The following is a 17,425-nucleotide window of genomic DNA, read 5'->3' on the forward strand; positions in this document are numbered from 1 at the left end:
CTTCCACTGAATCAAAAATGAAAGAGAAATCAATCACTGCCTCCATTTTTCGGACTAAATGATTTTCGGGAACCAACTGGTCTAAAGCGATCATTTCTACTTGATCACGTTGAATGGAATTATGTTTTGAAAGCATCTTCATCACCCCAAGTATTATTTCTATTTATATTTTAAAACAAAAAAGACTGTAGGCAAGCTCGATCTTCATCGAGTTTGTCTACAGTCTGAATGCAGAATTATTATTCTGCATTTTTTTCTCCTTATTTAGATGGGATTTGATCCTTTAAAGCTCTTCTTAATATTTTTCCCGTTGTATTTTTCGGCAGCTCATCAATAAATTCAATTATTGTTGGAAGCTTATATTTTGCTAATCTTTCTTTACAATAATTCATTAATGCTTGTGCAGTTAATTCACTATTTTTAGTTACAACAAAGCATTTTATTGCTTCTCCTTGTTCCGGATCCGGAATACCAATGACAGCAGCCTCTACTACATCCGGATGATCATATAATACCTCTTCTACTTCACGAGGATAAACATTAAACCCTCCTACTATCACCATATCCTTTTTACGATCGACAATATAGAAATAGCCTTCCTCATCCATTTTTGCAAGATCCCCGGTGTATAGCCATCCATCACGAATGGTTGCAGCTGTTTCCTCCGGCATTTTATAATAGCCCTTCATGACATTAGGTCCTTGAACTACCAACTCTCCAACTTCCCCAACCGGAACTTCCTCCCCTAACACATCCACTACTTTATTTTTTACATTTAAGATGGAAGTACCAATGGATCCCGGCTTTCTTGGACGGTCAAGCGGATTAAAGGCTGTCACAGGCGATGCTTCCGATAAACCATACCCTTCAGAGACAAAAACATTAAATTTCTTTTCAAAGTTTTTCAATAAGGCAACAGGAAGTGATGACCCTCCGGAAATACATAAGCGCAGGGATGAAAAATCCTTTGGATCTCCTTCTGGATATTGGTATAAGAAATTATACATAGTTGGAACTCCAGCAAAAATAGTAGCTTCATATTTTTTTGCTAATCTAAAAATATCTTTTGGACTAAATTTAGGTGCGATTAATAGAGTTGCTCCGCTTATAAGTGGCGCATTAACGACGACTGTAAGGCTGAAAACATGAAACATTGGCAAGGTAGTGATGACACGGTCCTCATTGTTCATTTTTAAATACATACCTGTGTCGCTTGCATTGGAATATAGATTTTTGTGAGTAAGCATGGCACCCTTAGGTTTTCCGGTTGTGCCGGATGTATAAAGAATGACAGCAACATCATCCTCAAAAATTTGTGGTCCTTGAAACGCTAAATCCCCTGATGCAACAACTTCTGCAAACGATTTCAATTTATCGTTTGCAGGAGGCTCCACTTTTTTAGTCGGATCCGATTCACAAATAATATAATGTTCTACCTTTGGAAGCATTGCCCCCATTTTTTCAGCAAGTGGCACTAGAAGGTCAAGTGCTACTACTGCTTTTATATCCCCATTCAATAAAATATAGCCTATTTCTTCCGGTGTATAGATTGGATTAACCGGAATTACCGTCACACCAAGTCTCATTGCTCCATACAGGGCAATAATGAAATGCGGCGAATTACCAAGAAGAAGTGCAATATGGTCCCCTTTTTTCAACCCCAATTGTTCCAACCCGCTTGCAAATTTTGTGACTGCCGCATCCAACTCGGCATATGTAGTTGGTTGATCCATGAAATAATAAGCAATTTTGTCAGCGCTTTCTATTGATGTGTTGTGAAGTCTTGTTGTTAAATCCATATTCCCTCCCCTTTCTGAATGAATAATCATTCATTTTAATTTTCTAAATATATTATATAGAAAGAATTTTAGGGATACAAGATGTCTTGGGGGAATGTCATAAAAAAACTTATAGGCGAAACTTGATTGGTAGAATAGCCTTTGACCGGACAGTGGTTCCGTTATCAGTGACAAAAAGGCATTTTGGGAGTTGAACCGACACACATTCCGTTGTTAAAGCAAAAGACAGCTATTTTCATTGGATAGCGGAATGTGGGGCCGCAAAGGCAGTTAAAACGGACAATTTTTTGTAAATAAGGGAAACTGGGGCCGCAATGAACTTTCCGCGGACTCTAAATCCCTTATCTGTGACAAATTGCTTGGTTTTGGGCTATTATCGGACACTCGTTCCGTTATAAGCTATTTTTATTGGTAATTTTCAAGATTTTCATCAAATAGCGGAATGTAGGTCCGCAAATTCGAAGAAAATACGATTTTTTACAGCAATAACGGAACGTCTGTCCTCTAACATTATACAAATTAAAATTTTTACAGGTGTGGTTTTCACAACGGTCCTGGCGTTCTTTAAGTCTATGTTTAAAGTAAAAACCGGAATGATTCCCATTCCGGTTTCTATTTAATGTTTTTGTCCCCCAAAATTACAGACCGATAGTACTAAATTAATGTCTTCTTCAAGTTTCGCAAATAACGATATCGAATGAGGAAGAAGTATATCAATTGAGCAATCAGGAAGCTTGCCAGAACAATAACCATCTCAGAAACAATTGATAATGAGTAGTAGCTTTGCAATGCCATAAAAGCAAACGCACTATGAACAAATGCTACGACAATCGGAACAAAGAATAGCAACGCAAGCTGCTGGGTAACAATTTTGTTTAATTCCTGATCTGTTAATCCTACCTTTTTAATCGTTAAATATTGTCGTCTGTCATAATCCAGATCCGCATACAGGCGGAAATACAGGAAACTGCCGGCTGCAATAAAGAATACAGCACCAATTAATAACGCAACGAATAACATCGTTTTAAACATATTCATTTGATTTTGATACATCGTACCACTGACTTGTATTTCATAATGATGATTTTCAGAGAAATAAGAGCTGCCCTCTGGTGCAAGTTTTTTTGCAATGCCAGCCGTTTTTTCGAAGTCCTTCGTAAAGAATCCTGTGAAAGTATTTGTTTTAACCGGCTTTAGTTTTTTATAAAGTTCATCACTGACTATTAGACCCGCTCGAAATGGAATCGCCACATTTTTAGACAGCTTCTTTGCATTAAGTTTAATTTTATCCTGTTTCAATGTATACATGACAGGTTTGAACTCCATTTGATTATGGGAGTATAACATTGCCAAAGCTTCATTTCCAGTTAACGGTTTCTCGTGAACATCAAATCCTGCACTTTTTGCGATATTTTTATAATCAGAGAATGAAATAATATCAATATCCTTGACTGGATAACGATAGCCTGTATTTTCTGAAGCAACTTCCACATTTTTGATTACAGCGCTTGATGTCGTATAAGGAATACCTTTATTGTTCAATTCTGTTTTGATTTGCTGCAAGTTTTGCTGCTGTACTGGTTGATCATCCATCGCGGTATAGCTGATTGCTGCAGGATAATCATCTTTGAATTGCTTGTTCATAATATTCATCGAAGCAAGTGTTCCTACCGCGCAAAACGCAACCGCTGAAACGATCGTGACCATAAAGAACATGCGTGCATTATCCTTTAAGCGATAGGCAAGGCTTGAAATCGTTATGATATTAGTTTTCTTCCAAAAGAAAAAACGATTTTTTTGCAGCATTTTTATTACAAATACGGATAGTTGTGTATAGAAAAAATATGTTCCCACAATAGTCATCGCAATGACTGGGAGAATTCTAAAAAGAATGGTCCCCATAGTTGTTGTTGCCGCCAAGTAATAACTTAAGAGCAGCAGAACAGCTGCAAACAGTGATAGTAGTACCGAAGCTTTCGGCTCCTTTTTCGGCTTTTCGCCAGCTTGGAATAAATCTATCAGTTTATTTACTCTTAGAAGAATCGTCGTAAATAATGAAATACAAAAGAATAGAATTAAAAACGCACATATCGTTAGCAATAATGCTTTAAAGGAAAGATAAAAGGATAGTGAATCAATCCCAATCATCCTTGATCCGATCATTAAAAACAATTTTCCAGTGATAATACCTGCACCAATGCCAAGAATAATTGCCCCAATACCTATAAGCATATTTTCCAAAAAGACCATACGATTTAATTGGCTTCTTGTCATGCCATGCATCATTAGTATTCCAAATTCACGCTTCCGTGATTTTAGGAATGTGCTGACAGAGTATAGGACGAATAAAAAGGCAAAAAGATACATAATCACTTCAGCTGCAGTCATTAGCTGAACTGCAACAGCAGAAGTTACACCTTGTTTTATATCTGGGTGAAAAATAAATAGTGCATACACAAAGAAAATTAAAACGGAAAATGCGCTGCTTAGAAAATAGGCAGAGTATGTCCGTTTATTACGGACAACATTTCTATACACGAACTGCGGAAAGGTCACTGCTGTCTCCTCCTAGCAAAGCAAGCATATCAATAATCTTTTGGAAGAATGCTTGGCGGTTATCCCCGCGGTAAATTTCATTGTATAATTGGCCGTCCTTGATAAAAATCACACGGTGGCAATAGCTTGCTGCAACCGCATCGTGGGTTACCATTAATGCAGTAGCTCCGTCTTCTTGATTAATGGCAGTTAGAGTCTCCATAACATCCTTCGCTGATTTCGAGTCTAAGTTACCAGTTGGCTCGTCCGCTAAAATAAGAGAGGGATTGTGAATGATAGCTCGTGCAATTGCCGTTCTTTGCATCTGTCCTCCAGATATTTCATAAGTTCTTTTCTTTAAAATATGGTCAATTCCCAGCTTCTTTGTGACAGTTTGCAGCTTTTTGTTCATTTCTCGAATACTTTCACCATCCAGTGTGAGGGGCAGCACAATGTTTTCTTCCACCGTTAATGTATCAAGTAAATTAAAGTGCTGGAAAACGAAGCCGAGCTCATGTCTTCTAAATAGTGCAGTATCTTTTCGGTTTAAAACATGCGGATTTTTGCTGTTTATCTTGATTTCGCCGGATGTCGGGCGGTCGATTGTTGCAATTAGGTTGAGAAGCGTTGTTTTCCCGCTTCCTGAAGGACCCATGATCCCGACAAACTCCCCTTTTTCAATGGAAAAATTAATATCATTTAATGCTTTATGAGCGACTTTTCCCTCATAAATCTTCTCTAAATGTCTCACCTCTAGAATCGACATTCTTATCACTCCCTGTATCATTTTGTATCTTCATTTTATCTAGATTCATGAAATACAACCATTTCGTTAACTTACAGTTAGCTTACAAAATTGTAAGGTAGAAGAAAAGCGGAAGCGCCTTGCCCATCGGCGTACGGATTTCGTAGTCGCTCACCTCGAGATAAAGGAAACACAGTGAGGTAGTTCACGAACTGATGTTGACTTATCGTAGGGAGGAGAGGGAGAAATCAGATAGCCGATTAGGCGCTGGTGAAATTTGAAGTGCCAATTTCACTTGGAGCTAGACAAAGACTATACTTGTAAAATAATTTATAGAACAAAAAACTTAAAATTGAAGAAAGGTGTCTCTCCTGTGTGGACACTCTTGCCATTTGTCCATTTGTGGTGACAGGCACCATGTGAAATATTCACATGGTGCCTGTCACTTAAAAGATAATTCGTACTGTCGTGCCTTCGTTCACAGTTGATTCAATTTCGATTCGGTGTCCGAGTTTTTCACAAATTTGCTTTGCTAAATACAAACCCATACCCGTTGATTCTTGAAAGTTGCGGCCATTTTCGCCGGTAAAATAGGGATCAAAGACACGTGGTAAATCACTTTTGGGGATGCCGACGCCTTCATCTTGTATTTCAAGGATGGTATGCATGCCGCGGATATATCCGCGAAAGTAGATTTTCCGATTTTCATACATTGTATAGCGCACTGCATTAGTAATAAGCTGAGTAAGGACAAATGAAAGCCATTTTTCATCTGTCGCAACCTGAAGATTACTATCCACCTGAATCATTGGAAAGACATGCCTCCGAATAAATAATCGTTTTTGTGCGGATGTAACGGAACGGATAATATTTTCAAGCTGGAGTGTTTCAACATAAAAATCCCGCTCAAACGTGTCTAGACGCGAGGTATACAACACCATTTCCAGGCCTTTCTTTAATCGGTCAAGTTCATCCCCTATTGCAGTATAGGTAGGTTCATCTTTATCTTGTATCATTAAATGAATAACCGAAATTGGTGTTTTCATTTGATGAACCCATTGGTTAATAAATTGAATATGTCCCTCAAGCTTCCGCCGATAATCATGCAAGTCCGTTTTATAAAGTCTAAATTGACTTGTAAGCAAATTGTGAAGGCTTTCAGCTAATGGAGTACTATGATCGACATTCATAAATTCATCAATATTGGAAAGCGGATCTTCTAAGCGTTGGTAGAAACTACGGTTTGTTATGTATCGAAATACAAGATAACCGATAAGCAAACAGCCGCTAAGTAATGCGGCATATAATGAAATGGTTAAATGCCTATAGCCATCAAGCCAATAAACAATGGTGATAATAAAAAGCTGGATGATATAAAAGAGAATAAGCGGGAGCTGTTCACGTAAGAAAAGTTTCACTCCGCTTCACCCCAATTAGGCATAAGCCGATATCCTTGACCGCGAATCGTTTCGATTGCATCTTCAATTTGTAAAGAAGCTAATTTCTTTCTTACACGAGTAATATAGACATTTAAAGTATTATCATCCACAAATGCTTGGTCATCCCATATTTTTTCAAGTAAACGATCACGGCTTACCACTCGTTCCGACTTTTTCATTAATTCATCAAGAATTTTTGCTTCCGTATGGCTTAATTCCACCGTGTTGTCACCTACGGAAAGTATTAAGCGCTCAACATCAAGCTTTAATCCATTCACACTCAAAGAGCGCTCATTTTGAGACCCGGCATAGCTGCCATATGCGCGGCGAAGCTGGCTATTAATCTTTGCAATTACTATTTCGTAATCGAATGGCTTTGTTATATAATCATCTCCTCCGTTTTCCAAAGCCATAACTTGATCCATCTTTCCATCACGTGCAGAAATAAACAGTATCGGGCAGGTTGATATATTACGAATTTGTCTGCACCAATAATAACCGTCAAATTTAGGTAGATTCACATCCAGCAATACAAGATGCGGTGAAAATTGTTCGAACTCGGATCTAATTGAATCAAAGTCCACAACTGATTTTGTTTCAAAGCCAAATTTATGTAAATGCTCCTGAAGAAGTCTAACTAGCTGCTTATCATCTTCAATGATAAAAATTTTAAACATGATCGATTCCCCCTCCGCCTATTTTCCTTCATTGATTTTAACAAAGATTTCTTTTTTTGGATAATACCAAGTTTTACATTCGTTCTGTCTCTTAGAGGTGTAGTATTAGAATAGTTAGAACACCTCAAAACATATAAAATTACTATAACTAAATAGAATCCTATTTGAAAAAAGATTGATCCATTTTGTGCTACGTTATCCCACCATAGCCACTGTTCTTATTATAAGATCGGCGTCCCTCCTGTTGTAAGAAAGCCTATACTGTCATGCAGGAGGGATTCTCTTTGAGTAAAACGAGTCATGCGCAAAAATTATCCGATTGAATTTAAGTTGATTTATTAAAAAAAAACCGAAATCCTTATTTTGAAAGAATGGATTTCGGCTTTATAAAGGTATAATTTTTATTAATTAAGAAAGGTAAGAAAATAATATCCGCAATTCGGTTATACAAATTGATAGTTTAATGCAGAACAACCAAGTTAACGACAGCCGTTATAATTGCACAGCTACCAATTAGAATTACCCATCCTGCCCATTTATTTTTCCTCCCCTTTCGTTTACTTACAAGCAATGAGACAAAACTTATAATTACCAATAGTACACCAAATATCATATTGATTAAGCTACTTATTTCCATTTCTATACTCCTTTTTCATCCATCCCATCGATTTTTTGTATCAATGTATGTCTAAAGTTTAATCAAAACATTACTTAAAGGTTTTATTTACAATTAATGATAGTGCCTGATTTTAAAAATTTCCTGATCAGTCTTGGGCAATGTAATTCTAATAAAGCTTCCGTCCACTAAACAGTCAGTGCTTAATTTAAATCAATGCGGTCAATTTTCCTTATGGCTAACACAACAATACCAAGAGCAATTATTGCTAAGGCTAGCGGAATATAAATAATACCTGCTAATGAGAAATTCGGACCCATCGATTGGCATGTCACACTAACAATTAAAAGTGAAGAGATAATTGTTGCTGGTGTAGAATAGTTTCTCATCCCGAAATATAGCGGTACGAGTGCTGCGACTGCAGTCGTTAAGCTAAACATGATGATTTTTATAATCTCCGCCAAAACATCGCTTGAAGTTAAACTCATTGCAGAAGTAAAATGAAAGATTTGATTCAAACCAATAAAACTGAAAATCACCACTATATGAGAAATTGTCATAGCAATGAATGTCATCAAAACGATCAGAATCAATTTTGCACTCAGGATTTTTTTACGATTGATTGGATAGGAAAACATAATAAACATTGTTCGATTCCTAAACTCTTGAATAATCATTTTTGAAATCAGTACAGCGGCAAATACGATAAAAACACCTCTAACGCCTGCTCCACTTATCGTAAAAACTCCTGTCACATCTTTTAACATTTCGGTACCTTCACTTTTTTCAACGACAGGAATTATACATAAAATACTCAGAATGATTATATTTGCAAGAATAGCACCTTTAACAAACCATCCTAATTTAAACTTTTTTGATTCAAGTCTTATTAAATGAAACAATATGATCGGCTCCTTGCCTCTTAATATATTACTCCGTTATACTATTCTCTTCCTCAAAACGTTAACTCACGACCTGATCTAACTCCACTTTTTTTACGAAATACTCTTCTAATGTTGTACGTTTTTTATCAATAGACTCAATATTAATGTCTTCAAGTATTAATGTCTTAGAAATGGCTGATTGAGGCACATCTGCAGCATAGATGCGAATGGTTTGATCATCAACCACCTTAAAATTATTAATGCCTAATTTATCATGTAGCACCATTGCTGCTTTTTTTTGATTGCTGGTCACCAATTCTATGTATTCCTTATTTCTCGCCTTAATCGATTCCATGGACGCCTCTTCAATCAGTTTACCGCCTTTAATGACACCGATCGTGTCTGCAATCTGCTCAATCTCCCCAATAATGTGGCTGGAAATGAGTAAGGTCATACCGTATTCTTGATTAAGCGTTTTAAATAGCTTTCTCATAGCCTTAATCCCAGCAGGATCTAATCCATTAATTGGTTCATCTAGAATCAAGAATTCCGGCTTTGTGATAATCGCTCTGGCGACGCAAAGACGCTGTCTCATCCCTAGTGAAAAGTCTTTTGGCAGCTTATTCTCAACATTTTCAAGCCCAACCCGATCCAAAACATCGCGAATCGCCTGTTTGCTATGGTATCCCATATAAGCACAATGCAGCTCTAAATTTTCCCGTGCAGTCAATTTCTCATAAAAAATAGGGTATTCGATCATACTGCCTATCCTCTTTAAGTAATCGAAAGAATCATGTTTGAGCGGTTCACCGAAGATGGTGACCTCGCCATGTGAAGGCTTAATCATATTGGTCAGCAGCTTCATAATTGTGGACTTACCCGCACCATTCGGTCCAAGAAATCCATAAATCTCACCTTGTCTAATATTCATCGTTACATTGGACACAACATCATGCCCTTGGAAAGTCTTTGTTAAATTTCTTGTCTGTACTACATAATCCATGATGCCCCTCCTCGTTTTCTATCAATTTTCATTCTAGCCATCGACTCTTGCTTTTTTCTGTCTTAATTCTTACGAAAATCTTAAGAAAACAGTGAGCTACTTATTAAGACGTTTTAATGAAAAAGTAAATGACGTTTTTTCAAATGGGATGGATTGTATCGAAATATCTCCTTGCATTTCTTCAACCAGTCTTTTTGTAATGGTTAAACCTAGCCCACTGCCCTGAAAGGCTTTATTTCTTGATTCTTCAAGCGTGAACATTCGTTCAAAGACGCGCTCCTGCTCGATTTCATTGATCCCTTTTCCCTTATCGAAAACTTCAACATAGACCCTCGCTACATCATAAAACACCTTTAAACCAATCATTTTGCCATCAGCACCATAGCGAATTCCATTTGAAATCAAGTTAGTTAATACACGGTTTAATGCTTCTTCATTACCGAGAGCAAAAACAGGCTTTTCAGGTATCTCAATAACCACCTCTAATCCTTTATTTTGGATCCATTCATAGAACAATAGAATATTATTTTTACAGATTTCTGTTACATTCACTTTTTCAAGCGGAATATCTTGATCTCCTGACTCTAACTTAGCCAAGTCAAAAAATGTATTCATTAATGTAATGAGCTCTAACGTTTTACTATGTACTTGTTGCAGCAAACGCGCTCTTTCTTGTTCATTCATTAGAGGTTGGTTCTGAAGCATCTCAATATAACCTGCAATCACTGTTAGCGGCGTCTTAAGATCATGGGAGACATTCGCCAACATTCGTTTCATCGAGGCTTTCATTTTCAGATACTGACGTGCATGTTCTTGATGATCATCAACAAGTTGATTTAACAAATCAAGCAGTTCTATGAGTTGTTTATCACCAGTAGTGAGGAGGATTCTCTCCCTTGATTGTGAGGCTTTTAACTGTTCAAGTTTATTTGTTATGTAAGCAAGATCCTTGTTTCTTCCCTTCTTTGTTTGATATTGATAGATTATACAAATAAGAAGGGCAATAATGACACAGCTTAATATAGTGATCATTTAAAATTCTCCCAGCTTGTACCCGATCCCCCATATTGTTTTGATATACGCTGGTTTCGATGGGGTATCCTCGATTTTTTCTCTCAGTCGGCTCATGTGAACGTTAATAATATTTTCATCACCATAGTAATCATCTTCCCAGACGGAACGATAAATCTGTTCTTTTGTAAAAACCTTCTTTTGATTTTTAAAAAACAAACAAAGAATCTTCCATTCCTTTGATGTTAAGTTGATCTCCATGCCGTTCTTTGTCGCGCGATGATTCTCGTAATCCAATTCAATCTCATGTACTTTGATTATGGATGTATCTCGTTCTATTTGAGTGACTATGTACTGTGTGGATCTTCTTATGGCCGCTTTCACTCTTGCCGCTAGTTCGACCATCGAAAATGGTTTAGTAATATAATCATCTGCTCCAAACCCGAGTCCTAACGCTTTATCCGCTTCGCTATCTTTTGCTGACATAATAATGACGGGAATGTAACTCTTTGTCCGCACCATTTGAAGAAAATCCAAACCATTTAACTTTGGCAGCATTAAATCTAACAAAACTAAATCATAATGCTCATCCTTAAAAGCATTCGCTGCTTCCTCGCCATCAAAAACACATTTAACGCTAAAGGACTCATTATTTAAATATTTTTTTACCATATCACTAATAGCCGGATCATCTTCAACCAGTAATATCGTTTTCTGCATTAAAAACAACACCTCTCCTGTAATACTTTTATATAAATTTGCATGCCCAATTCAATCAACGAATGAAAGTTTCATTTTACAAACACTAGTGATTATTTTGTATTAATTTTCTAAAAATAGTTTTCACTCCGTGGTTCATTCCTTTAGAACTACGATTTTAAATCCTTTCAACATTTTAGCATAAATATCCATTACTTTTTAAAAAATCATTGCCATTCATGGAATCCTTTTGACAAAATAAAGGCCCAATCCTGAAATTGAATGGAGCCTTACCTGAACATATTTATGCATTAATTGTTGATAATCGGCACACAGTTTAATTCACTTATTACACCATGAGAACTATTTGACTTTATATATCGCCATACCGGAGAAAGTGTTTCTTTTGAACGCTTCTTATGTACATACTTCAACCCAAAACGGAAAAATTTGTCCATAAGAGCTGCTTTTATAAACATCTAACTTGCACATTAGGAAACAGCGTCCCTTTTATATTTAACAAAAACGGTTATGGACTAAAAAACAAATAAAAACCCTCTCACCAATGTGAAAGGGTCATAATATTAGTAGATTAAATTTACAAGCTCGTCCTTCGTTATATTCCCGAAATAATGTTTGACATCGATATCCTCAAGAGCTTTTTCAATTTCGTTTCGTTCATAGCGAACTCCTGTTAATTTGCTTTCGATGTCCTCCACATCACCGACGCCAAAGAAGTCCCCATAAATTTTACAATTTTCAATCTTTCCTTTATTAACATCTAAGCGGACATCTACGCTTCCGACAGGGAATCGATGAGAATGTTGAAGATTGAATTTTGGTGATTTGCCATAATTCCAATCCCAATTTTGGTATCTTTCTTTAGAAAGCTGGTGAATGTTTTCCCAGTCTTCATCTGTAAGCTTATATTCAGGAATTGGATTTTGTCCCTCAAAAATAGATTCAAGAAGAAGCTGACGGAATTTCTCAATCGTTAGCTTTTGATCCAAAAACTCCGAAATATTTGCCACACGGCTTCGTACTGATTTAATACCTTTTGATTCAATTTTGTCTTTTTTTACCTTCAAGGCGGATGCAACATTTTCAAGCTCGGAGTCAAGCATTAATGTACCATGACTGAACATGCGTCCTCTTGTTGAAAATTGTGCGTTTCCGGAAATCTTTCTTTCACCAACTTGAATATCGTTTCGGCCGCTGAGCTCTGCATTAACTCCTAATTTCTTCAATGCGTTAATCACAGGCTCGGTAAATTTCAAGAAATTATGGAAACTCTCTCCATCGTCCTTGGTGATAAAGCTGAAATTAAGGTTGCCAAGATCATGGTAAACAGCTCCTCCGCCTGACAGCCTGCGAACAACGATGATTCCGTTTTTATCTACATATTCTGTATTGATTTCCTCTATTGTATTTTGGTTTTTTCCAATAATAATAGATGGCTGATTTATGTAAAATAAAAGATACGTTTCATTTGGATCTAAGTTTTTTAATGCGTATTCCTCAATGGCTAAATTGATTTGCGGATCAGTAATTCCCTTATTATCAATAAACAACATATGTATCACTCCAAATTCAAATATATCTTCTTAAAGCTGGATGCCAAGACCGTAATAGGCAAGTATCACCTCACCTGAAAACTTCTCGGCTGCCTCCGTTTTTAATTGCTCCAAATCACCGTATTGAGGCAAATGTGTTAAAACTAATCGCTTAGCACCGGCAAGATTAGCAAGTTCTCCTGCATCATAGCTAGTCATATGACCCGCCCCGGAACCATCCATGTTTCCATAGAAATTACATTCACAAAGCAAAACATCCGCATCTTTCGCAAATGCGTTCAAGGACTCTATATATGATGTATCAGCAGTATAGACAAATACCTGATCCTCCGCCTCTATTCTCATGGCATAACATGGTACAGGATGCTTTGTTTTTAAAAAGCTAATGGAAAAAGGACCAATTTGCAGCTTCCCGCTCGGATCATATGGCACAGCTTTCGTTACATCCTGGAAATTTAAAGCTTGGAAGCCATGCTCGTCTTCTTGATGTCCGTAAATAGAAATCGTTTGTATATTTTTATCCATATATTTTCCGATGAGGAGCGCATGTTGCAGTACCCCAATATCAGCAATATGATCTGGATGATAATGAGAAATGATAACTGCGTTTAAGTCTTCTGGTTGTACAAAATTTTGCAATTTGGACAGAACTGCACTTCCGCAGTCAATCAATAATTTATATTGATCATGTTCTAGTAGATACCCTGAGCTCGCTTCATTTACTTTCGGATACCCACCCCACTGACCTATTACCGTTAACTTCATATGTATCCTCCTAAAATTATAGTTCAATAGACATTTCTTATCAATTTTTACTATACTCCATTTTACCCAAATTCTTATGAGAAAAACAGTTTAACGCTTTTATACAAAATCATATTTGTTCGGGCTAATTTCATTAACAATAACCGCGCTTAGTCTAAATAAAAAGACTGTCTTAATAGGTGTCAGGCACCATTGAGACAGCCTCCCTTACTTATTTTACACTTATCGTAATTTTCGCTTTCGGCATCACATGTTGATTTCTTGCCGTTACATGAACTTGTACCTGGTAGGTCCCTGCATGGTCAAATTCAAGGCTGGCAGAATAATTGCCATTCTTATCATTCTTAGCATCTATGTATTTACTATCGTTCGTATTGTCACCTTCCCAAATTTGATACTTCACATCATCTGCATCTTTAACCTTTTCTTTGCCTTGTGTTACCAATGCTTGTAAGGGAACCTTTTCGTTGACATTAGCATTCTCCGGCACTTTTAAAGCAACCTTTAATTCTACCGGTACTTTTTTTTCATATGTATTGGACTGATTGCTTCCGCAGGCAGATAAGGCAATGGCGGTAATACAGGTAAATAAAATCATTAGCATTTTTCGAGACATAACGATACCTCCCTAATTCTATATTTTTATGGTAACATTCCATTTGAGATAAAAAGTGCCTGTTTTGTTAATAAGTGTTGACAATTTTTTCACTAAACAATCGTCAGGGTAATTTTGAGCATTTCATGAATATTTGACCATAAACTAATTTTTAATTTATATTTCATCTATAATGAAGTCAAATACATATAAATAAATGATGGAGGATACTATATTGAAACGTTTACGAATACCTCTTTTGTTATTATTGATTTTTTCCTTAATTAGTCTTAGTGCATGCAGTTCTTTAAGTAATAAAAAAGGCGAACCAGTCGGAAACTTCACCTACACCGATGAAAACGGGAAACCGTTTGGGATGAAGGACTTGAAAGGGAAGCTTTGGGTTGCAAATTTCATTTTTACAAGCTGTACGACAATTTGTCCGCAATTAACTTATCAAATGAGCGAGCTTCAGAAAAAAGCGAAGAAAGAGGGTTTAAAAGACGTACACTTTGTTTCTTTTAGTGTAGACCCAGAGGTAGATACACCAAAACGCTTAAAAAATTACGCTTCTAATTTTCAGCCTGATTTTTCTACATGGCATTTGTTAACGGGTTATTCACAGGCAGATGTCGAAAAGTTTGCATTGGACAAATTTAAAGAGCTAGTAAAGAAGCCTGAAAATGATACGCAAGTTGTTCATGGCACTAGCTTCTACCTAATAAACAAAAAAGGGGAAATCATCAAGGACTATTCAGGTGGGAAAGACTTTCAGGCTGAGGAAATTATAAAAGATCTTAAAGGATTAGATTAAAAAAAGTTAGGGCGTTCTGCCCTAACTTTTTTTTATGCTGCTTCTTCTGTTTGTACTGTATGTGATTTTTTATATTTTACCGTGAAGTATGCAATGGTGATTATCATAAAAGCAATCATGTATATAAGCATTAATCCCAAGTTATGCCATACTGTTGAATAATCGCCAGATGAAATGACTGCTTTAAAGGCATTTAAAGAAAATGTCATAGGCAATACATTATGCACTGGGTGTAAAGCAGGCGGCAATAACTCAAGTGGGAATGTTCCCGCACTGCTTGTTAATTGCAGGATTAAGATAATGATTGCTAAGAATCGCCCAGGATCCCCTAATATAGCGGTTAAACATAGAATCAATGCCATATAGGTTAAACTGGTCACAATTTCAGTACCTATAAATACTGGTATGCTCTTCACATCAAGACCGATTCCACCGATGGCAATAGCTGCTGCGATCAGCGACTGGATAATACCCACTATTGCCATAACACCAAATTTACTAGTAAACATAAGGAATCCATTCTTAGGTGCGATAACAGGGTTTTTGACATTGAACACAATCGTTAATAATAATGCTCCGACAAACAGCCCTAGGGATAAGAAATATGGAGCCAATCCTGTACCATAGTTCGGAACTTTATTGACTTCTTTTTTATCAACCTTAACTGGATTTCCCATCATATCATATGTTTTTTGATCAGCATGGACGGAACCTGATTTATCTGCGGCGTCATGAAGTTTATTCTTTAACTCTTTTGATCCATCCGTTAACTTGTTTGTACCACTGTTTAAATCTTTTGATCCATCTGCCAATTTAGATGTACCGTCACTTATTTTGTTTGCACCATCCGCTAATTGCCCAATTCCCGCATTGAGCTGGTTACTTCCGGATGCCAATGCGTTTGCACCGCTGCCGGCATCAGCTAACTTCTGATTAAATGTAGTCATTCCTTGAAGCAACTGGGTTTGGCCTGCATTTAATTGATTTGCACCATCTGTTAACTTCTGGGAACCTGCTAAAAGGGTATCTAAACCATTTTGCAATGGTTTGTTTCCTTCTTGGTTTAATTTATTAACCGAATCAGCTATTGTACTTGCACCAGTTTGAAGCTTGCCTGTTGATGTGCTAAGCTGATCTGCGCCATTTGCTACATCATTGCTGCCTTTTTCCAATTGATCTAATGTTGCTTGCAATACCGTTTTTTGTTGATCTGGGAGTGTCGCCATAAATGGCTCTAATTGCTGTTTAAGAGCGGTTATTCCATCATGAACTTGTTTTGCTCCATCTGCTGTTTTAGTTGCTCCATTTCCTAGAGCACCAAGATTATCCGCAAGAGCTTTAGCGCCTTCATGAATTTTATCTGTATTAGACACAAGTTTTTTTGCACCGTTATCAGCATCTTGTAAACCGCTTGTTAGTTGTTTGGATCCAGCCGCGAGATCAGCAGAACCTTTACTTGCGCTCTGTACACCTTTTAAAAGCTGATCATTTCCGTCTTTAAGCTGGCTAAGACCTTTAGAAAGGTCGGATGCACCATTCGCTACATCAGTAGAACCACTGGCAGCTGAATTTACACCGTTTTGAAATTCTATTGATTTGGATGCTAGTGTTTCAAGATTTTCTTTGATTGATTTTGATCCGTTATCCAGTTTTTTTGCTCCATCATACAAGGAGGAAGCGCCTTTCGATGCTTGGTTGTATCCTTTTCCCATTTCTTTGATCTTACTAAACAATGTTTCCGCATAAGTAGATGTTACTTCTTTTGAAACGGACTGCTTTATTTCTTTCATGGCAGAGTCACCAATTTTTGATGAAAGATAATTGGCCCCTTCATTCGGAATATAGTTCAGCTCTAATTTTTTTGGCTGATCATCCATTAAAGTAGTCGCGTTTTTGGAAAAGTTTTGCGGTATCTCAATTAAAAGGTAGTATTTTTGATCCTTAAGATCCTTTAATCCATTTTTATTATCTACAATATGAAAATCAAAATCCTTACTATCCTTTAGATTATCCGCTAGCTTCTTCCCAAGCTTTAAATGATCTCCGTCCAATACAGCACCTTTGTCGTTATTTACTACTGCCACAGGCAAACGATCCAAGTGTCCATATGGATCCCAAAACGACCATATAAACATTCCTGCATACATAATAGGTACAAATGTAATAGCTAAAGTTGAAATCAACAGCATTGGATGACGGAGGATTTTCTTTAATTCAGCAATAAACATGACGTTTTTACCTCCAAAATTAGTATTTAATGACCGTTATA

At 36.8% G+C, this 17,425-nt stretch carries 15 protein-coding genes and 1 pseudogene; 1 reads left to right on the forward strand and 15 read right to left on the reverse strand.

Going from position 1 to position 17,425, the window contains the following annotated elements:
• The 14 genes and pseudogenes from AN964_RS27145 to AN964_RS17145 all read right to left on the reverse strand — a co-directional run.
• A pseudogene (locus AN964_RS27145) lies at positions 1-136 on the reverse strand (IS5/IS1182 family transposase); the annotation flags it as partial.
• A 124-nt stretch (positions 137-260) separates the two neighbouring features.
• On the reverse strand, positions 261-1,799 hold the full coding sequence (locus AN964_RS17090) for a fatty acid--CoA ligase family protein (RefSeq protein ID WP_055740843.1): 1,539 nt from the start codon (positions 1,797-1,799) through the stop codon (positions 261-263).
• 654 nt (positions 1,800-2,453) lie between these two features.
• Positions 2,454-4,355 carry an ABC transporter permease gene (locus AN964_RS17095; RefSeq protein WP_055740844.1) on the reverse strand — a complete coding sequence of 634 codons (1,902 nt, stop codon included), beginning with the start codon at positions 4,353-4,355 and terminating at the stop codon, positions 2,454-2,456.
• Complete coding sequence (locus tag AN964_RS17100; RefSeq protein ID WP_055740845.1) at positions 4,330-5,100, reverse strand: ABC transporter ATP-binding protein; 771 nt, start codon at positions 5,098-5,100, stop codon at positions 4,330-4,332. Before AN964_RS17100 ends, AN964_RS17095 begins: the two co-directional genes overlap by 26 nt.
• A gap of 425 nt (positions 5,101-5,525) precedes the next feature.
• Positions 5,526-6,497 carry a HAMP domain-containing histidine kinase gene (locus AN964_RS17105; RefSeq protein WP_055740846.1) on the reverse strand — a complete coding sequence of 324 codons (972 nt, stop codon included), beginning with the start codon at positions 6,495-6,497 and terminating at the stop codon, positions 5,526-5,528.
• Positions 6,494-7,195, reverse strand: coding sequence for a response regulator transcription factor (locus AN964_RS17110; RefSeq protein WP_055740847.1), 702 nt, complete (start codon positions 7,193-7,195; stop codon positions 6,494-6,496). The genes AN964_RS17105 and AN964_RS17110 overlap by 4 nt, the downstream gene beginning before the upstream one ends.
• 460 nt (positions 7,196-7,655) lie before the next feature.
• The gene (locus tag AN964_RS26475; protein WP_161809274.1) at positions 7,656-7,832 is read right to left on the reverse strand and encodes a hypothetical protein; all 177 of its coding nucleotides are present in this window, start codon (positions 7,830-7,832) and stop codon (positions 7,656-7,658) included.
• Positions 7,833-8,014: 182 nt separating this feature from the next.
• Positions 8,015-8,713, reverse strand: coding sequence for an ABC transporter permease (locus AN964_RS17115; protein WP_055740848.1), 699 nt, complete (start codon positions 8,711-8,713; stop codon positions 8,015-8,017).
• 61 nt (positions 8,714-8,774) lie between these two features.
• Positions 8,775-9,698, reverse strand: coding sequence for an ABC transporter ATP-binding protein (locus AN964_RS17120; RefSeq protein WP_055740849.1), 924 nt, complete (start codon positions 9,696-9,698; stop codon positions 8,775-8,777).
• A 96-nt stretch (positions 9,699-9,794) separates the two neighbouring features.
• Entirely contained in the window at positions 9,795-10,730 is a 936-nt protein-coding gene (locus AN964_RS17125) for a sensor histidine kinase (protein ID WP_055740850.1), read from the reverse strand.
• Positions 10,731-11,429, reverse strand: coding sequence for a response regulator transcription factor (locus tag AN964_RS17130; protein WP_055740851.1), 699 nt, complete (start codon positions 11,427-11,429; stop codon positions 10,731-10,733).
• A gap of 563 nt (positions 11,430-11,992) precedes the next feature.
• Entirely contained in the window at positions 11,993-12,982 is a 990-nt protein-coding gene (gene lplA, locus AN964_RS17135) for a lipoate--protein ligase (protein WP_055740852.1), read from the reverse strand.
• Positions 12,983-13,012: 30 nt separating this feature from the next.
• Positions 13,013-13,747, reverse strand: coding sequence for an MBL fold metallo-hydrolase (locus tag AN964_RS17140; RefSeq protein ID WP_055740853.1), 735 nt, complete (start codon positions 13,745-13,747; stop codon positions 13,013-13,015).
• A 211-nt stretch (positions 13,748-13,958) separates the two neighbouring features.
• Complete coding sequence (locus AN964_RS17145) at positions 13,959-14,363, reverse strand: FixH family protein (protein ID WP_055740854.1); 405 nt, start codon at positions 14,361-14,363, stop codon at positions 13,959-13,961.
• A 214-nt stretch (positions 14,364-14,577) separates the two neighbouring features.
• On the opposite strand from AN964_RS17145, the gene AN964_RS17150 reads away from it, so the two are divergent.
• The gene (locus AN964_RS17150) at positions 14,578-15,156 is read left to right on the forward strand and encodes an SCO family protein (protein ID WP_083489389.1); all 579 of its coding nucleotides are present in this window, start codon (positions 14,578-14,580) and stop codon (positions 15,154-15,156) included.
• A gap of 32 nt (positions 15,157-15,188) precedes the next feature.
• Here the strand turns inward: AN964_RS17150 and AN964_RS17155 are convergent, their stop codons facing one another.
• Positions 15,189-17,384, reverse strand: a complete 2,196-nt coding sequence (locus AN964_RS17155; protein WP_055740855.1) for a YhgE/Pip domain-containing protein — start codon at positions 17,382-17,384, stop codon at positions 15,189-15,191.
• Positions 17,385-17,425: the final 41 nt, after the last annotated feature.

This window comes from Heyndrickxia shackletonii (assembly GCF_001420715.1).
Lineage (GTDB): Bacteria > Bacillota > Bacilli > Bacillales > Bacillaceae_C > Margalitia > Margalitia shackletonii.